We start from the raw sequence: 16,362 nt of genomic DNA, 5'->3' as shown, positions 1-16,362 counted from the left end.
CCACCTCCCGGCCGACGGCGGCGGTGGTCTCCTCCGAGCCGTCGAAGCCGCCGTAGGCCAGGTGCAGCCCGTGGCCTGCGGCCGCGGCGTCGGTGTCCTGGCAGTGGTAGAAGACGAAGCCGCGGGCGCCCTCCCGCTCGGCGCCGATCTCGGACAGCCCGCATCTGCTGCAGCAGGAGAAGTTCTGCCGGGCGGTGATCCCGGCGTCGTCCAGGGCGGCGAAGGCGGCGTCCAGCCGGTCGTTGTCCGAGGTGCCGGTCCACCGCTCCTGCTCGGCGGCACGCGCCTCCCAGATCGGCTGGAGCAGCCGCCGGGCCTGCAGCGAGGTGATCGGCCGACCGTACTCGGCCGCGTCCACGATGTCGTCCACGGTCTCGGGGAAGTCCTGGAACCCGCCGCGGACCCCGTTCACCGCGATCTCTTCGGCGCGCTCGCGGACCTCCGGGTCGAGCGGCACGTCCGGCGGGGCGGCGGCCGGGATCGCGGCGCGCTCCTCCTCCGGGGCCCAGGACCGGATCTGCTCCAGGAAGAGCTCGGTCGCCTCGTCGCCCGGGGGGATCTCCACCTCTTCGGCCCGGACCCCCGGGCCGTACCGCGTCTCCACGATGTAGCCGCCGTCGGCCTTCCGCATCACCGAGATGGAGGTCTCCTCCCGCTCGGGCAGCGGGGAGCAGACCACCCAGGTGTCGTAGAAGGAGGCCCCGACCGCCTCGACGGCCTCGGAGAGCTGCTCCGCGGTCGGACGCTCGATCGGGGTACGCGACCCGTGCCGCTTCAGCACGGCGGGCAGGGGGTTCCGGTAGAGCTCGTTCTCGTTCACGGGGTGCATCATGCCGGACGGCTGCGACGTCCGCGCACCGCCCGACCGAAGGCGGCCGGCCCGGCCGCCCCGACATGCACCCCGCCCACGGCGGGAGGGGAAGAGCGCCGGTGCGGCGGCGGAGCGGCCGCAGCGGGGAAGGGCTCGGTCCGGTCGACCGCCGCGGCCTCCGCGGGGCCGTCGTGCTCGGGGCGGTAGGTTCGCGGCATGAGAGTAGCCGTGATCGGCCTGGGCGACATCGCCCGAAAGGCGTACCTGCCGACCATCGCCGTCCGACCCGGGGTGGAGCCCTGGCTCATGACCCGCTCGGGCGAGCGGCTGGCGGAGGCCGCCGACGCCTACCGGATCCCCGAGGAGCGCTGCTTCACCGACCTGGACGGGCTGCTGCGCAACCGGCTGGACGCGGCGTTCGTGCACGCCGCCACCGCAGCGCACGGGCCGATCCTGGAGCGGCTGCTGGAGGCGGGCGTACCGGCCTACGTGGACAAGCCGATCGCCCCGGAGCTGGCCGAGGCGGAGCGGATCGCGACCCTCGCCGAGCGGACCGGGACCCCGCTGATGGTGGGCTTCAACCGGCGCTACGCGCCCGGCTACACCGCGGCCCGGGAGCATCCGCGGGACCTGGTGATCATGCAGAAGAACCAGCCCGGCATCCCGGCCGCCCCGCGCGAGGTGGTCTTCGACGACTTCATCCACGTGGTGGACACGCTGCGCTTCCTCGCCCCGGGGGAGCCGGAGCAGGTCTCGGTGGACGTGCGGACGGCCGGCGGCGTCCTGGAGCACGTGCTGCTCCGCCTGGCCGGCCCCGGCTGGACCTCGATCGGCGCGATGAACCGGGCCAGCGGCGCGAAGGAGGAGCGGCTGGAGGTCTCCGGCGGCGGGCGGAAGCTCACCGTGGTCGGCCTCGCCGAGACCGTCTCCTACGAGGGCGACCTGCGCGTCAGCCGCCGCGGCGACTGGACCCCGGTGGCCCGGCAGCGCGGCATCGAGCAGATCTGCACCGCCTTCCTGGAGGCGGTCCGGACCGGCGCGCCGGTGGACGTCCGGGACGCGCTCCGCACCCACCAGCTGTGCGAGCGGATCACGGAGGAGGCGGAGGCGGAGATCTGAGCCCTCCGCCCCGATGTTTCACGTGGAACCGGCGGGCGGGCGCCGGGGCGGCCGCTCCGCGGAAGTCCCAGCGGAAGTCCCCCCGGGGAAACGGGCGGGGCGCCCCGGCCGGGAGACGGCCGGGGCGCCCCGCTGATGGGGAATCCGCTGCTAGAGGATGATCCGCATCGGGTTCTCCAGGACCTCGGCCAGGTCCTTGAGGAACGCCGCGCCGACGGCCCCGTCGACGGCGCGGTGGTCCACCGACAGCTCCAGGGCGATGGTGTTGCGCACGGCGAGCTCGCCGTCGTGCACCACCGCGGAGGGCTTCATCGCGCCCACCGCGAGGATCGCCGACTCCGGGGTGTTGATCACCGCGGAGAAGCTGTCGATGCCGAACATGCCCAGGTTGCTGACGCTGAACGTGCCGCCGCTCATGTCCTGCGGCTTGAGCTTGCCGTCCCGGGCCTTGCCCGCGAGCTCGCGGGTGGAGGAGGAGATGTCGGAGAGGGTGGCCTTGTCCGTGTCGTGCAGGACCGGAACGACCAGGCCCTCGTCGATCGCGACCGCGACGCCGACGTTGATCCGGTGGTGCTGGAGCAGCTTGCCGTCCACCCAGGACCGGTTGACCTCGGGGTGGGCCTTGAGGGTGGTGGCGGCGGCCTTGACGATCAGGTCGTTGAAGCTGATCTTGACCCCGGTGTCGGCGAGCTGGGCGTTGATCTGCGCCCGGAAGGCCTTGAGCTCCTCCGCGTCGATCGTGCGGCGCAGGTAGAAGTGCGGGGCCTCCTGCTTGGACTCCACCATCCGGCGCGCAATGGTCTTGCGCATCTGGGTGACCTTGAGCTCCTCGGAGGCGCGCAGGTCGTCGGCGGAGGCGGCGGGAGCGGCGGCCGCGGGGGCCTGGGCCGCGGGGGCGGCGGCCGGAGCGGCGGCGGTGCCCTGCTCGCGGGCGGCCTCGATGTCGGCCCGGACCACCCGGCCCTTGGGGCCGCTGCCCTGGATCTTCTCGATGTCCAGGCCGTACTCCTTGGCCAGCCGGCGGGCCAGCGGGGAGGTGCGCGGACGGGCCGCCTCCTCGCCCTCGGCCGGGGCGGCCGCGGGGGCGGAGGGGGCCGCGGCGGGCTTCTCCTCCGCGGCGGGCTTCTCCGCCTTCTCCTCCGCCTTCTCCTCGGCGGGGGCGGCGGAGCCGGAGCCGGCGGAGTCGTCCGGAACGGCGTCCGGGCTGTCCCCGATGAAGCCGATCACCGCGCCGATGGGCACCGTCTCGCCCTCGGAGACGGCCTGCTTGACCAGGTAGCCGTCCTCGTAGGCCTCGTACTCCATGACGGCCTTGTCGGTCTCGATCTCGACCAGCACGTCGCCGGAGGCGACCTTGTCGCCGACCTTCTTGACCCAGGAGCTGATGACGCCTTCCTCCATGGTGTCGGAGAGGCGCGGCATGTAGATCTCGGACATGTGTACTCCCCCTAACCCACGCGCCGGCCGACGGCGTCCAGGGTCTCCTTCACGGCTGCGGTGATCGAGTCGATCGACGGAAGCGCCGCGGTCTCCAGCGGTTTGGCGTAGGGCATCGGCACCTCGGCCATGGCCACCCGGCGGACCGGCGCGTCCAGGTAGTCGAACGCGCCCTCCTGGATGGAGGCGGCGATCTCGGCGCCGATGCCGTAGGTGAGCCAGTCGTCCTCGCAGATGACGGCGCAGTTGGTCTTGCGGACCGACTCGACGACCGTCTCCCGGTCCAGGGGGCGCAGGCTGCGCAGGTCGACGACCTCCACGCTGATGCCCTCCTCGGCGAGGCGCTCGGCGACCTGGCCGGCGACCATGGCCATCCGGGAGTAGCCGATCAGCGTGATGTCGGTGCCCTCGCGGGTCACCGCGGCGCGGCCGATCTCGGCGACGGACTCGTCGCCCTCGGGGACCTCGCCCTTGGTGTTGTACAGCCCCAGGTTCTCCAGGAAGAGCACCGGGTCGTCGTCCCGGACGGCCGCGCGCAGCATGGACGCGGCGTCGGCCGGGGTGCTCGGGGCGAGCACCTTCAGGCCGGGGACGAAGGAGTAGTACAGCTCGATGTTCTGCGAGTGGGTCGCGCCGAGCTGCTGGCCGCCGCCGCCGGGGGTGCGGATGACCATGGGGACGCTGGTCTGGCCGCCGAACATGCCGTAGATCTTGGCGGCGTGGTTGACGATCTGGTCGATGGCGATCAGCGAGAAGTTGATCGTCATGAGCTCGACGACCGGGCGCAGGCCCAGCATGGCGGCGCCGATGGCGGCGCCGACGAAGCCCTCCTCGGCGATCGGGGTGTCCCGGACCCGCTTCTCGCCGAACTCCTTGAGCAGGCCTTCGGTGATCTTGTAGGACCCCTCGAAGACGCCGATCTCCTCGCCCATCACGAAGACGTCGTCGTCGCGGAGCATCTCGGCGCGGAGCGTGTCCCGCAGGGCCTGGCGGTAGGTGATGACAGACATGAACCCGCTCCTTCTACTGCTCGGCGAAAACCGGGTCGGCGGGCATGCGGCGCGACTCGTTCGCCACGGGGGTGGCGTAGGTGTAGTCGAACAGCGTGGACACCTCGGGGTGCGGGCTGTTCTCGGCGAAGTCGGCGGCGTCGGCCACCTCGGCCTTGACCGACTCGGCGATCTCGGCGTCCAGCTCCTCGGTGAGCACGCCGGCCTCGGTCAGCCGGGCGCGGAACAGCACGAGCGGGTCGTTCTGGTCGTCCTTGGCCTCGGCCCACTGCTCGTCGGTGCGGTACTTCGCCGGGTCCACCACGGAGTGGCCCTTCATCCGGTAGCTGGTGGCCTCCAGCAGGAAGGGGCGCTGCTCGGAGCGGGCGCGCTCGACCAGGTCGGCGGCGGCGTCGCGGACCGCGAGCACGTCGCGGCCGTCCACCCGGACGCCCTCGATGCGGAACGCGGAGCCGCGCTTGTGCAGCTCGGGCTCGGCGGAGGACATCTCCACCGTGGTGCCCATGCCGGTGAAGTTGTTGATCACCACGAAGACGATGGGCAGGTTCCACAGCGCCGCGATGTTCAGCGACTCGTGCCAGGCGCCGATGTTGGTGGTGCCGTCGCCCATCTGGCACATGACGACCTCGTCGCCGCCCCGGTAGGACACCGCGAGCGCGGCGCCGGTGGCCAGCGGCAGCTGGCCGCCGACGATGCCGTACCCGCCGAGCATCCGGGTCTCGGTGTCGTACATGTGCATGGAGCCGCCCCAGCCCTTGGAGACGCCGGTGGAGCGCCCGTAGAGCTCGGCCATCACCCGGCGGGGGCTCATGCCCTTGCCGATCGCGTAGCCGTGGTCGCGGTAGTTGGTGAAGAGGTAGTCCTCGTCCTTGAGGGCGGTCATCAACCCCACGACGGTGGCCTCTTCGCCCAGGTTGAGGTGGCAGTAGCCGCCGATCCGGGCCTGGGTGTAGGCCTGGGAGGTGCGCTCCTCGAAGCGGCGGATGAGCAGCATCTGCCGGTAGTAGTCGAGGAGGACCTTGGGCTGCTCGTCGCTGAGGGGCGCGTCGCCCTTGCGGCTCCGTCGGCGGCCGCCCGTGCTCCTGGCGGTGCCGCCGCCCTTCGGCTTGGCCGTGTCAGCCATGCTGGTGCCTTTCTACGTGCGGGATCGGTCCCGGGGCGGGCGGTTTCGGCCCTCCGGGTCCGCTGCCGTGGTCCGCTGTGGGCGTGGACCAGGGCGCAGAGCGCGGGGCCGGGCTCAACGGCTCGGCGCTCGGTGGCTGGTGTGAAGTTGTGGTCCGAGCCGTCTGTACAGCTCGGTTCCCCGCGCGGCCGCGGACATGCCTCGGCCCCGTTCGCCGGAGGAGGAAACCGGTGCGGGGGTCCCGCGGGGCGGGTGCCTGTGATGTTGTATCGCGCACACTCTACGGATTGATCGATGATCGATCAATCCGACCCTAAGTGAAATGTCCGGAGAAACCTCGCGCAACCTTCCCCGGCGCCGCGGCGGCCGGCCGGTGCCGGGCGCTCAGTGCTCGGCGCTGCGGGACTTCATCGCGGCGTCCACGTAGTTGTGCACATGGTCACTGAGCATCCGGCCGACCGCGGGGTCGCGGGCGATGAACGCCTCGGTGATCTGGGCGTGGTCGGCGGCCTTGGCGTGCAGCTCCATATTGAGCCAGCGGACCGAGAGCCGGGTCCACACCTCCACGCCCAGCGACTCCCAGGTGTGCATCAGCACCCCGTTGCGCGCCGCGAGCACGATCTCGCGGTGGAACTCCACGCTGTGCTTGATCTGCTCTTCCACGTCCCCGGCGGCGGTCGCCCGGCGCAGCGCGTCCACCTCGCGGAGGAGCGGGGCGGGGTCGGACGCCAGCCGGTCGGCGGCGAGTTCGGCGGCGACGCGTTCGAGACCGGCCCGGACGGGATAGATCTCCGCCATGTCCGCGACACCGAACTCGCGCACCCGGGCCCCCTTGTTCGGGACCGACTCGATCAGCCGGAGCGTCTCCAGCTCGCGCAGGGCCTCCCGCACCGGCGCCTGGCTGACGTCGAGCTCCACGGCGATCCGCCGCTCGACGATCCGCTCGCCGGGCTTCCAGCGGCCGGACAGCAGACCCTCCACCAGGACGCGGCGGATCTGCTCCCGCAGCGGGTTACGGGCGATCTCCGCCCCGTCGTCCGGGGTCACGGATCGGTCGACCATCAACGGCCTTTCTGCTCGAAGGACGGGCTCGGTGCGCACCGGGCCGAGCGGCCGCGGCCGGGGCGCTCCCGGCCGGCCGGACGCGCACGGCAGGGGTGCCCGCAGGTGAACTTCACCTGCGGAGTCGCTGACCGCACGGCAAAGTACGAGGTTGGAACGATCGTATTCAACAGGGCGTCGCGTGCCGTTACACCGCGGAGCGCTATGCTCTCCTGTCGGAAATGTTCGATCAAAGCCGGGTACCGTGGACCGATGGCCCCGGACCGGCAGCCGACCGGCCCCGCCCCCTGCGGGCCGAGACGGCCCCGGTGCACCGCGCGCCCCCTGACCGCGGCGGTGGCCGAGGCGGCCCTCCCGGCGGCCCGGGCGCTCTGACCTCGCGCCCCTACTCCCCGACCCCGAGCCCCCTGCCGAGCCCAGTCCGAGCGGCGAGCCCGTCCCCCCGAAAGCACAGCAGTGCCGCAGGCCAGCCCACGAAACGTGAGACAGCACTGAGCACACATGATGCACATATCGCGGATCAGGTCGACCCCGTCGCTGAGTAGGGACGGCTCGACACCCTCTCCCCATAGACCGCTGCGCGTCCTGGACGCGGTTCCCCGCCTGCCCGCAAGGGTCTCGCGGGGGTCGGGCGCGCCGCGCGTGACGTGGCCCAGTGTGAGCGAGATCGCCTGGGGGATCGCGTCGGACAAGATCGCCATCGTGATGGCCGTGCTCCTCATCACCATGACGATGCTCTCAGCCGGCCCGTTGCACCCTATCGACAATCTGATCAACAACGCACCCCGGCCGTACTGGGACGAGCTCCGCACCTTCCTGATCATCTGGCCGGACACCGTCGCCTCCCGGTTCGTGGCGATCCCGGTGCTCGCGGTGACCGCGCTCCAGCTCGCCTACTGGCACCGCTCCTGGCGGCCGATCATCCTCAGCGGCGTCGGCGTGGTCGGCATGATGAGCCTGGTCGCGTCGATGAAGCTGCTGCTGGCCCGGAACCACCCGCGCACCGGCGACCCGGCGTTCTTCGGCGACGCCGGCGGCGTCTCCTTCCCCTCCGGGCACGGCGCCAACGCGATCCTCATCTACGGCCTGGTGCTGTTCCTGATCATCCGGTACGAGGCGGCCCGCCCGCACATCGTGCGCCGGCTGGGCTACTGCATCGTCGGCATCGCGGTCCTGCAGTCGCTGGTCTCCTCCTACCTGCACTTCCACTGGTTCACCGACCTGGCCACCGGGATGATCGCCGGCGGCCTGTCGCTGCGCATCGTGATGCGCCTGGACGCGCTCATCCCCGGGGGGCGCACCACCATGTGGTGGCCCTGGTACGGCGGCAGCTTCTGGAGCGCCGACCCGCCGTCCGCCGAGTCCGGCGACGACGACGGATCCGCTCAGGCCAAGGTCGCCTGAGCCCGCCGCGGAGGCCCCTCCGCGGTCCCGGTCGGGGGGCCGATCCGGGGTTATCCGGGGTCCGCTGCGGTATGACCCTCTTCGGGGCCGGGCGCCGGGCGGAACGCGCGGGGAACGGCTACCATCGGCCGTTCCGGTCCCGGTAGGACCGGACCTGGGCGGTCCGGCGTCCACCGGGCGGCGAGAGGGTGAGAGTGGCGATGGAGCAGGTCGAGGTCGCGATCGTCGGGGGCGGGCTGTCCGGGCTCGCCGCGGCGCGGCGGCTGCGCGCGGCCGGGGTGTCCCGGGTCGCCGTCCTGGAGGGAGCCGCCCGGCCGGGCGGCCGGGCGACCGTGATGGCCGATGCCCCGCTCAAGGGGTACGCCCCGGGGAGCATGTGGCTGCGCAGAGCGGACCGGGAGCTGATCCGGCTCGCGGAGGAGCTGGGCGTGCCGGTGCGCGACACCGCGCTGGACCGCTCCTACGACGACCTGTGCATGGACGACGACGGCGACACCCGGGTCAGCCGGGACAACATCCCGCTGGACGTCACCTGGTGGACCCGCCTCCGCAAGGACCTGCTGATCAGCAGGGTGGTGCGGATGGCGGAGAAGATGGACTTCGTCTGCCCCTGGCGGCACCCCAAGGCCGAGGAGCTGGACCAGCGCTCGGTCCACGCCTGGCTGCGCGAGCACTCCTCCGACCGGGAGCTGCTCACCCTCCTGGAGGAGAACCTCACCGTGGAGGCCTGCACGCCGGCCGAGCGGATCAGCATGCTGTGGCTGCTCGCGCACATCGGCCCCACCCCGGTGCCGGACGCCCACCCGCTCCGGCTGGACCCGGTGCTGCTGGCCGGCCGGCTGGCCGCCGAGGTCGGCGCGGACCCGGGGATCAGCGTGCGCACCGGGCACCACGTGGCGGCGGTGGACACCTCCGGGGAGCGGATCCGCGCCTCCGGCGACTGGGGCGGGATCGAGGCGGACCAGGTGGTCATGGCCGTCTCCCCGGCCGACGCCTACCGGGTCGCCTTCCACCCGGAGCAGGCGCCGAGCCGGCGGCGCTTCCAGCGGGAGTGGCCGCAGGCCGAGATCATCCGCACCGAGGTGATCTACGAGCGGCCGTTCTGGCGCGAGGCCGGGCTCTCCGGCGACGCCTACTTCGACGAGGGCATCCCCGCCTACACCATCGACGACAGCCCGCCCGGGGACGGCTTCGGCCGGCTGATCGCGCACACCTACACCTTCGGCGCGGCCAGCCCGCTCGGCGCCGACCAGCGCATCGCCGAGTCGCCGGAGCGCCACCGCGAGGTGCTGCTGCGCAACCTGGAGGGCGCGTTCGGCGACGAGGCCGCCGAGCCGGTGGCGCTGGCGCAGTCGGTGGCCTCGCCGGGCACCTACAGCCGCGCCTACCAGTCGCCGATGCCGCCCGGCTTCCTCACCGAGTACGGGCCGCTGCTGCGCGAGCCCTCCGGGGCGGTGCACTGGGCGGCGGCCGAGACCTCCGGCTTCCCGGAGAACAGCACCCTGGAGGGGGCGCTGACCAGCGCCCGGCGCGCCGCCGACGAGGTGCTCCGCCGCCGTCAGTCGGTGTCCAGCGGGGCGCCGCAGCGGGCGCAGTAGCGGGCGTCCGACTCCTCGGAGAGCCGGCCGCACAGCGCGCAGACCCGGTCCAGCCAGCAGGCCGGGTCCCCGCCCCGCTCCGCGCCGCCGGACCCGGCCGGGGCGGGGCGGCGGCGGTGCACCGCCAGGTACTCCAGTCCGTCCGGGCCGGCGGTGAGCTCGGCCGGGGAGCCGTGCGGGAGCCAGACCGGGGCCCCGGCCCGCACCTCGGCGCCGCCGTCGCCGAGGTCCAGCAGGCCGCCGCCGGAGAGCGGCACCAGCAGCACGTCCAGCCCTTCCCCGGCGGGGTGCGCGGTGCCGCCGGGCGGCAGCCGGAAGGATGCGGCGTCCAGCGGTCGGGGGAGGGCGTCCAGCCGCCAGAGCCGCTGCGGGGGCGCGGGGTCGCTCGGCACGGGATCCTCCAAGCGGGGTTCCGGGGCGGGGCGGACCCCCGAGCCTACCCCGGCCGTCCGGATAATCCGCATCGGGGATACGGGTTTGTTAGCCTCGTTCCGTGCGGTTGACCAAGTTCACGGACCTGTCCCTGCGCGCGGTGATGCGCCTGGCGGCCTCCGGCGGCGACGAGCCCCTGACCACGCGCGAGGTGGCCGAGGGGATGGACGTGCCGTACACGCACACGGCCAAGGCGGTGACCCGGCTGCGCGAGCTGGGCGTGGTGGAGGCCCGGCGCGGCCGCGGCGGCGGCCTGGTGCTCACCCCGTTCGGCATGCGCGCCTCGCTCGGCTGGCTCGTCCGCGAGCTGGAAGGGGAGGGCGAGGTGGTGGAGTGCGAGGGCGAGGCGCCCTGCCCGCTGCGCGCGGCCTGCCGGCTGCGCGGTGCGCTGCGCGAGGCGCAGCAGGCCTTCTACGCCTCCCTGGACGGGCTGACCGTGGCCGACCTGGTGGCCTCGCCCACCGGGCCGGTGCTGGTCTCGCTCGGCCCGCGGCGCGGCGGCTGAGCCGAACCGGACCCCGGATCGAGGGGGTCGGCTCCCGGTGGTAAATACGAATATGAAATACCAATTAAGGAGTCTCGGCTAAGGAGCCGTCCATGACCGTGCCCATGCTCTCCGAGCGGTCCGCCCCCGTCGTCCGCGCCACCCTCCCCGCGGTCGGGGCCGCGATCGAGGACATCACCGACCTCTTCTACCGGCGGATGTTCGCCGCCCGCCCCGAACTCCTCCGCGACCTGTTCAACCGGGGCAACCAGGCCAGTGGCGAGCAGCGCCGGGCGCTGGCCGGGTCGATCGCCGGCTTCGCCGCCGCCCTGGTGGAGCGCCCCGGAGAGCTCCCCGAGCAGATGCTCTCCCGGATCGCGCACAAGCACGCCTCGCTCGGCGTCACCGCCGACCAGTACAAGATCGTGCACGAGCACCTGTTCGCCGCGATCGCCGAGGTGCTCGGCGACGCGGTCACCCCGGAGGTCGCCGAGGCCTGGGACGAGGTGTACTGGCTGATGGCCGAGGCGCTGATCGGCGCGGAGGCCGGCCTCTACCGGGAGGCCGGCGCCCCCGACGGCGACGTGTTCCGGGCGATGGAGGTCACCGGCCGCCGCGAGGAGGCGGACGGCGTCCTCGCGCTCACCCTGCGCCGCCGCGACGGCGCGCCGCTCCCGGCGGCCCGCCCCGGCCAGTACGTCAGCGTCCAGGTGGAGCTGCCCGACGGCGCGCACCAGATCCGGCAGTACAGCCTCACCTCGCGGCCCGGCGCCGAGGAGTGGGCGATCTCGGTGAAGCGGGAGCTCTCGGAGGACGGCCCGGACGGGGAGGTCTCCGCCTGGCTGCACGAGCACGCCCGGCCCGGCACCGGGCTGCGCGTCTCGCACCCCTTCGGCGACCTGGTCCTGGCGGACGGCGACGGCCCGCTGCTGCTGGCCTCCGCGGGCATCGGCTGCACCCCGGTGCTGGCCATGCTCGGCCACCTCGTCCACACCGGCGCGACCCGCCCGGTCACCGTGCTGCACGCCGACCGGACGCCCGCCGCGCACGCCCACCGCGCCGAGCTGCGCCGCCTGGTCGACGCGATCCCCGGCGCCGAACTGCACCTCTGGTACGAGGAGCCGGGCGACTCCGCCCCGGAGGCGGCGCGGGGCCGTGCCGACCTGTCCGCCCTCGACCTCCCCGAGGGCGTCACCGCCTACCTGTGCGGCCCGCTGCCGTTCATGCGCGGCCTCCGCACCGACCTGCTGCGGCGCGGGGTCCCCGCGGACTCCGTCCACTACGAGGTCTTCGGCCCCGACCTCTGGCTCGCCGCCGGCTGACCGGCCGCTTCCGGAGGGCCGCCGCAGCCCGGCCCCGGTGCCTCTGCGGCGGAGCGGAGCCGGGAGAGCGGGGGACCGCGCGGCCTCCGGCCGCAGGGCCCCGCACGGCTCCGCCCGAGGGCGCGGGCACCGTCGCCGGTGTCCGCCGGGGCCGGCCGCAGCGGGGCGTCGCCGGCCGCCGGGAGCGGATCGCCGGCGGGCCCGGCGCGGGGGCGCCGCCACCGCGGCGCCCCACCGCCGGTCAGGCGGGGTGTCCGCCGTAGGGGACCGCCTTGACCAGGGTGACCTGGAAGGTGCGGCCGTTGGGGGCCCGGTAGGAACGGGTCTCGCCCTGGCGGGCGCCGACCAGGGCGGTGCCCAGCGGGGACTCCGGGGAGTAGACGGTGAGCCCCTCGGAGTCGGCCCGGTCGCGCACGCCGAGCAGGAAGGTCTCCGGCTCCTCGTCGCCCTGGTAGCGCACGGTCAGCACCATGCCCGGCTCGGCGATGCCGTCGTCCGGAGGGGCCTCGCCGACCACGGCGTTCTTCAGGATGTCCTGGATCCGGGCGATCCGCGCGTCGCGGGCGTCCTTGTCCGGGACGTAGTCGAACTCGCCGGTGTCCGCGCCCTCCTCCGGGGCGTCGCCGGAGAGCAGGGCCAGCTCCCGGGTGAGCCGGTCGTGGGTGGACGGGGTCAGCCAGGTGCGGCCGGAACGGGACATGGGTCCTCCTGGAATACGGGTGCGCTCCGCCTGCTCGAAGGCGGAGCGCGCACGGGAACAAGGGATCGGCGGGCCGGCGTCGGCCCCGGGCTCACCGGGTCGGGTCGAAGGGCCGCAGCTCGGCCGGGGTGCGCCCGGTGGCGATGGCGCGGGCCAGCAGCCGGCCGGTGACCGGGCCGTGGGTCAGCCCCCACATGCCGTGCCCGCCCGCGGCGTACAGCCCCGGCACGGAGGTCGCGCCGATCAGCGGCAGGCCGTCCGCGGTCACCGGGCGCGGGCCGACCCACTCGTCGCTGCGCGCGGACAGGTCGACGCCGTCCAGGTAGGGCAGCGCGGACGCGGCGATCGCGTCGGTCCGGGCCCGGTCCAGCGGGGCGTCCGGGCGGCGGAACTCCATCGTCCCGGCGACCCGCAGCCCCCCGCTGTAGGGAGTGCACGCCACCCGGGCCTCCGGCAGGTAGACCGGGCCGGGCACCGGCTCCTCCAGCGGGACCGTGAAGCTGTACCCCCGGCCCGCGCTCAGCGGCACCCGGATCCCCCAGGACCGGCCGTGCCGGCCGAGCCAGGCGCCGGTGGCGGCGACCACCGCGTCGGCGGTCTCCACCTCGCCGTGCGCGGAGTGCACCGAGAGCGACCCCCGGGTCTGCTTGAGGCCGGTGACCTCGAAGCCCTCCACGACGGTCCCGCCGCGGCGGCGCACCGCGTCGGCCAGCGCGTGGGTGAACGCGCCCGGGTCGACGTAGCGCTGCCGGTCCAGCCGGACCGCGGCGCGCACCTCCGCCGAGGCCTGCGGGATCGCCGCGCGGGCGGCCTCCCCGGTCAGCGCGGAGAACTCGATCGGCAGTCCGGTGTCGGCCGAGTGCCGCAGCTCGACCAGGAGCCGGGCCGCGGCCCGCTCCGAGGCGAACAGCGCGGTGATCGGCGCCGCGTGCGTCGGCGCGGCGACGCCCCCGTCGGCCAGCTCGTCGTAGGCGTCCAGGCAGGCCAGGTTGAGCGGCAGGTTGCCGCGGAGCGCGCGGTCCCAGGCGGCGGGGCGGCAGTGCGCGGCGAACAGCGCCAGGAAGCGGAGCAGCTCGGTGTCGGCGGTCGCCGGGACGTACAGCGGCGCGCGCGGGTCGAGCAGCGCGCGCATCCCGTAGCGGAGCACCGCCGGCTCGTTCAGCGGGACGGCCAGCCCGGGGGAGAGCCACCCGGCGTTGCCCCAGGAGGCGCCCGCCGCGATCCGGTCCCGCTCGACCACGGTCACCTCGACGCCCTGCTCCTGCAGGAACCACGCGGTCGACAGCCCGACGATCCCCGCGCCGACGACGACCGCGGAGCGCGGCGCCCCGGCGCCTCCGGCACCACCCATGACCAACAGCCTCCGTACCGTATGGGTCGGCAATCCTCCGCACGAGTCTCGCCCGCCCGGCCCGCACCGGCATTGTTCCCGCCCGACAATCTCCTACTAGGCTCCTGTCCAGGCCGGACAAGCGCGGGGGAGGGGCGGCCGGTGGTCCTGCTGGACAGGCTGATCAACGTGCTCGGCGCCTACGGCGCCCGGCCCGCGGGGCCGCGCCCGGACCCCGGCGCGGTCATTCGCGGCGTCGCCCTGCACGACCCGACCGCGCCGCGGCCGGAGGAGGGCGACGTCTTCCTCGCCGTGGGCGCGGACACCGCCGAGCAGGCGGTCCGGCTGGGGGCGGCGGCGCGCGCGGTGGCGGTCGTGCTGCGCGGCCCCTGCTCCGCGGAGGGCGCGGCGCTCGCCGCCGAGCACGGCATCGCGGTGCTCGCGGTGGACCCGGCCGTCCCCTGGGGGCAGGTCGCCGGGATCGTCTACGGGCTGGTGCAGGAGGGCGGCGAGACCGAGTCCGGCCGGGGGCCGGCCGACCTGCCGGCGCTCGCCGACACCATCGCGGCCCGGATCGGCGCCCCGGTCACCATCGAGGACCGCCGGTTCCGGGTGCTGGCCCACTCCGACCGGCAGGAGGCGGCCGACCGGGCCCGGCTGGACACCGTGCTGGGCCGCAGGGTCCCCGAGGACCTGCAGCGCCACCTCACCGAGACCGGGGTCACCGCGCACCTGGCGTCCTCCGCCGAACCGGTGTTCGTGCCGCCCGCTCCCGAGCACGGCCTGGCCGGGCGGACCGCGGTCGCGGTCCGGGTCGGCCGGGAGGTGCTCGGGTCGCTGTGGGCCGTCGGCGACCGGCCGCTGGACGCGGCCCGCCGCGAACTCCTCGCCGAGGGGGCGCGCACCGTCGCGCTGCACCTGCTGCGCACCCGGGTCAGCGCCGACCTGGAGCGCCGGGTCGAGTCGGACCTGGTCAACCGGCTGCTGGAGGGCGGGACCGACCCGACCGAGGCGGCCGGCCGGCTCGGGCTGGCCGCCGACCGGTACCGGGTGGTGGCGCTGCAGGCGCACACCCCGGGGGAGCGGCACGCCGCGCTGCTGATGGCGTTCGAGCGGGCCACCACCGGGTTCGGCTGGTCCCGGCCCGGCCGCAGCACCGTCTTCGGCAGCACGGTCTACACGGTGCTGCCCTGCGGCGCCGACCCCGCCCCGGCCCGGGACTGGGTCCGCGAGACCCGGCGCGGCCTGCCCGAGCACGTGGTGGTCAACGCCGGCATCGGCGGCCCGGCCGACCTGTCCCGGCTGCCGGCCAGCCGCCGGGAGGCCGACGAGAGCCTGACCCTGCACGCCGCCCGCCCGTCGGAGCCGCCGGTCGCCTACGACGAATCCTGGGACGACGTGCTGCTGCACCGGCTCCGGATGGCCTCCGCCTCCGGCCGCCGCCCCGCCGACGGCCCGGTCGCCGACCTCGCCCGGCACGACGCCGAGCAGGGCACCCGGTACGTGCCGACCCTGCGCGCCTGGCTCCTGTCCCAGGGCGACCCGGCGGCCGCCGCCCGCCTGCTCGACGTGCACCCCAACACCGTCCGCTACCGACTCCGCAAGATGGCCGAGCACACCCGCCTGGAACTGGACGACCCGCGCATGCGCCTGGCCCTGGCAATCGCCCTGGAGGTGTACGCGGGCGGGGAGGAGCGATGAGCGATGATCTCGGCGGTGCGGCCCTATCAGCGCGCTCGTCGCCAAGCGGCCGTTGCGACAAGGAGGACGGGGAAACCGAAGGACTCGGGAAGGGGCGAGGAAGGAGAGCCGCCCCGACCGGGTGCGGCGCCCCACGTGGCGGGGGCTCAAGCGGGCGGCGACGGCGGGAGGGGGACCGGCCGGTCGGTCAAGCGCGGCGCCCCGCGGAGCGGGGGTTCAAGCGGGCGGCGAAGGCGGGGAGGGGAACCGGCTGGTCGGTTCGGCGCGGCGCCCCGCGGAGCGAAGGTTCAGACCGGCGGCGACGGCGGCGGTGGGCACCGGCCGGTCGGTTCGGCGCGGCGCCCCGCAGAGCGAAGGTCAAGACGGGCGGCGACGGCGGCGGTAGGGGCGGGGCGGAGGTGGTCGCCCGGGCGCAGCGCCCCACGGGGTCGGGGTTAAAGCGAGCGGCGACGGCGGCGGTGGGCACCGGCCGGTCGGTTCGGCGCGGCACCCCGCGGAGCGAAGGTCAAGACGGGCGGCGACGGCGGAGGTAGGGGCGGGGCGGAGGTGGTCGCCCGGGTACCGGGCCCCACGGGGTCGGGGTTCAGGCCGGCGGCGAGGGCGGGAGCGGGCCGGGCGCCGCGTTCACCGGCCGGGCCCGGCGCGCGTGCTCCCGGCGAGGGGAGGCGGCGCCCCGGCGCAGGGAGCCGGCTCGCCTGCCCGTACCCGCCAGGGAGCCTTATTCCCGTATGCCCGGTTTGCGGCGGGGGTCGGGCAGGGGCGGGGGCGTCCTGCGCACCGCGAGAGCACCCCGATTACATCTACCAGCGAGTAGTAAGCCCCCAGGCCC

Annotated in this window: 14 protein-coding genes; 6 read left to right on the top strand and 8 right to left on the bottom strand. The window is 74.6% G+C overall.

Annotation, left to right across the window (positions count from 1 at the left end; genetic code table 11):
• Positions 1–820: DUF6891 domain-containing protein (locus D459_RS33305; RefSeq protein ID WP_152523159.1), on the bottom strand; the 820-nt coding region annotated here is incomplete at its 3' end.
• 207 nt (positions 821–1,027) lie between these two features.
• Between D459_RS33305 and D459_RS0129660 the strand changes: the two genes are divergently transcribed.
• Positions 1,028–1,930: a Gfo/Idh/MocA family protein gene (locus tag D459_RS0129660; RefSeq protein ID WP_026120878.1), complete on the top strand. Its 903-nt coding sequence runs from the start codon at positions 1,028–1,030 to the stop codon at positions 1,928–1,930.
• Between the two features lie 150 nt (positions 1,931–2,080).
• On the opposite strand, the gene D459_RS0129655 is transcribed toward D459_RS0129660, so the two are convergent.
• The 4 genes from D459_RS0129655 to D459_RS0129640 all read right to left on the bottom strand — a co-directional run bounded on the left by D459_RS0129655 (position 2,081) and on the right by D459_RS0129640 (position 6,562).
• Complete coding sequence (locus tag D459_RS0129655) at positions 2,081–3,367, bottom strand: dihydrolipoamide acetyltransferase family protein (protein ID WP_017596622.1); 1,287 nt, start codon at positions 3,365–3,367, stop codon at positions 2,081–2,083.
• Positions 3,368–3,378: 11 nt separating this feature from the next.
• Positions 3,379–4,377, bottom strand: coding sequence for an alpha-ketoacid dehydrogenase subunit beta (locus D459_RS0129650; RefSeq protein WP_017596621.1), 999 nt, complete (start codon positions 4,375–4,377; stop codon positions 3,379–3,381).
• Between the two features lie 13 nt (positions 4,378–4,390).
• Positions 4,391–5,500 (bottom strand): pyruvate dehydrogenase (acetyl-transferring) E1 component subunit alpha, encoded by a 1,110-nt coding sequence (gene pdhA / locus D459_RS0129645; protein ID WP_017596620.1) that lies wholly within the window; start codon positions 5,498–5,500, stop codon positions 4,391–4,393.
• Between the two features lie 384 nt (positions 5,501–5,884).
• A complete protein-coding gene (locus D459_RS0129640; RefSeq protein ID WP_017596619.1) occupies positions 5,885–6,562 on the bottom strand; it encodes a GntR family transcriptional regulator in 678 nt (225 codons plus the stop codon).
• 657 nt (positions 6,563–7,219) lie between these two features.
• On the opposite strand from D459_RS0129640, the gene D459_RS0129635 reads away from it, so the two are divergent.
• Together D459_RS0129635 and D459_RS0129630 are read left to right on the top strand one after the other, a co-directional pair.
• Positions 7,220–7,966, top strand: a complete 747-nt coding sequence (locus D459_RS0129635) for a phosphatase PAP2 family protein (RefSeq protein ID WP_017596618.1) — start codon at positions 7,220–7,222, stop codon at positions 7,964–7,966.
• Between the two features lie 200 nt (positions 7,967–8,166).
• Positions 8,167–9,564 carry a flavin monoamine oxidase family protein gene (locus D459_RS0129630; RefSeq protein WP_017596617.1) on the top strand — a complete coding sequence of 466 codons (1,398 nt, stop codon included), beginning with the start codon at positions 8,167–8,169 and terminating at the stop codon, positions 9,562–9,564.
• On the opposite strand, the gene D459_RS0129625 is transcribed toward D459_RS0129630, so the two are convergent.
• On the bottom strand, positions 9,525–9,956 hold the full coding sequence (locus D459_RS0129625) for a hypothetical protein (protein WP_017596616.1): 432 nt from the start codon (positions 9,954–9,956) through the stop codon (positions 9,525–9,527). The two genes, D459_RS0129630 and D459_RS0129625, sit on opposite strands and share 40 nt — an antisense overlap.
• A 101-nt stretch (positions 9,957–10,057) precedes the next feature.
• Between D459_RS0129625 and D459_RS0129620 the strand changes: the two genes are divergently transcribed.
• Together D459_RS0129620 and D459_RS0129615 are read left to right on the top strand one after the other, a co-directional pair.
• The gene (locus D459_RS0129620; RefSeq protein ID WP_026120876.1) at positions 10,058–10,501 is read left to right on the top strand and encodes an RrF2 family transcriptional regulator; all 444 of its coding nucleotides are present in this window, start codon (positions 10,058–10,060) and stop codon (positions 10,499–10,501) included.
• Positions 10,502–10,605: 104 nt separating this feature from the next.
• Positions 10,606–11,802 (top strand): globin domain-containing protein, encoded by a 1,197-nt coding sequence (locus tag D459_RS0129615; RefSeq protein WP_026120875.1) that lies wholly within the window; start codon positions 10,606–10,608, stop codon positions 11,800–11,802.
• 241 nt (positions 11,803–12,043) lie between these two features.
• On the opposite strand, the gene D459_RS0129610 is transcribed toward D459_RS0129615, so the two are convergent.
• The gene (locus tag D459_RS0129610) at positions 12,044–12,502 is read right to left on the bottom strand and encodes a GreA/GreB family elongation factor (RefSeq protein WP_017596613.1); all 459 of its coding nucleotides are present in this window, start codon (positions 12,500–12,502) and stop codon (positions 12,044–12,046) included.
• Between the two features lie 91 nt (positions 12,503–12,593).
• Positions 12,594–13,853, bottom strand: coding sequence for an NAD(P)/FAD-dependent oxidoreductase (locus D459_RS0129605; protein WP_017596612.1), 1,260 nt, complete (start codon positions 13,851–13,853; stop codon positions 12,594–12,596).
• A 141-nt stretch (positions 13,854–13,994) separates the two neighbouring features.
• Between D459_RS0129605 and D459_RS0129600 the strand changes: the two genes are divergently transcribed.
• Positions 13,995–15,533, top strand: a complete 1,539-nt coding sequence (locus D459_RS0129600; protein WP_017596611.1) for a PucR family transcriptional regulator — start codon at positions 13,995–13,997, stop codon at positions 15,531–15,533.
• Positions 15,534–16,362: the final 829 nt, after the last annotated feature.

Origin of the sequence: Nocardiopsis potens DSM 45234, assembly GCF_000341105.1 — a bacterium.
Taxonomy (GTDB): domain Bacteria; phylum Actinomycetota; class Actinomycetes; order Streptosporangiales; family Streptosporangiaceae; genus Nocardiopsis_A; species Nocardiopsis_A potens.
The sequence above is the reverse complement of the archived record's forward strand: the minus strand, read 5'-3'. Positions and strand labels throughout refer to the sequence as shown.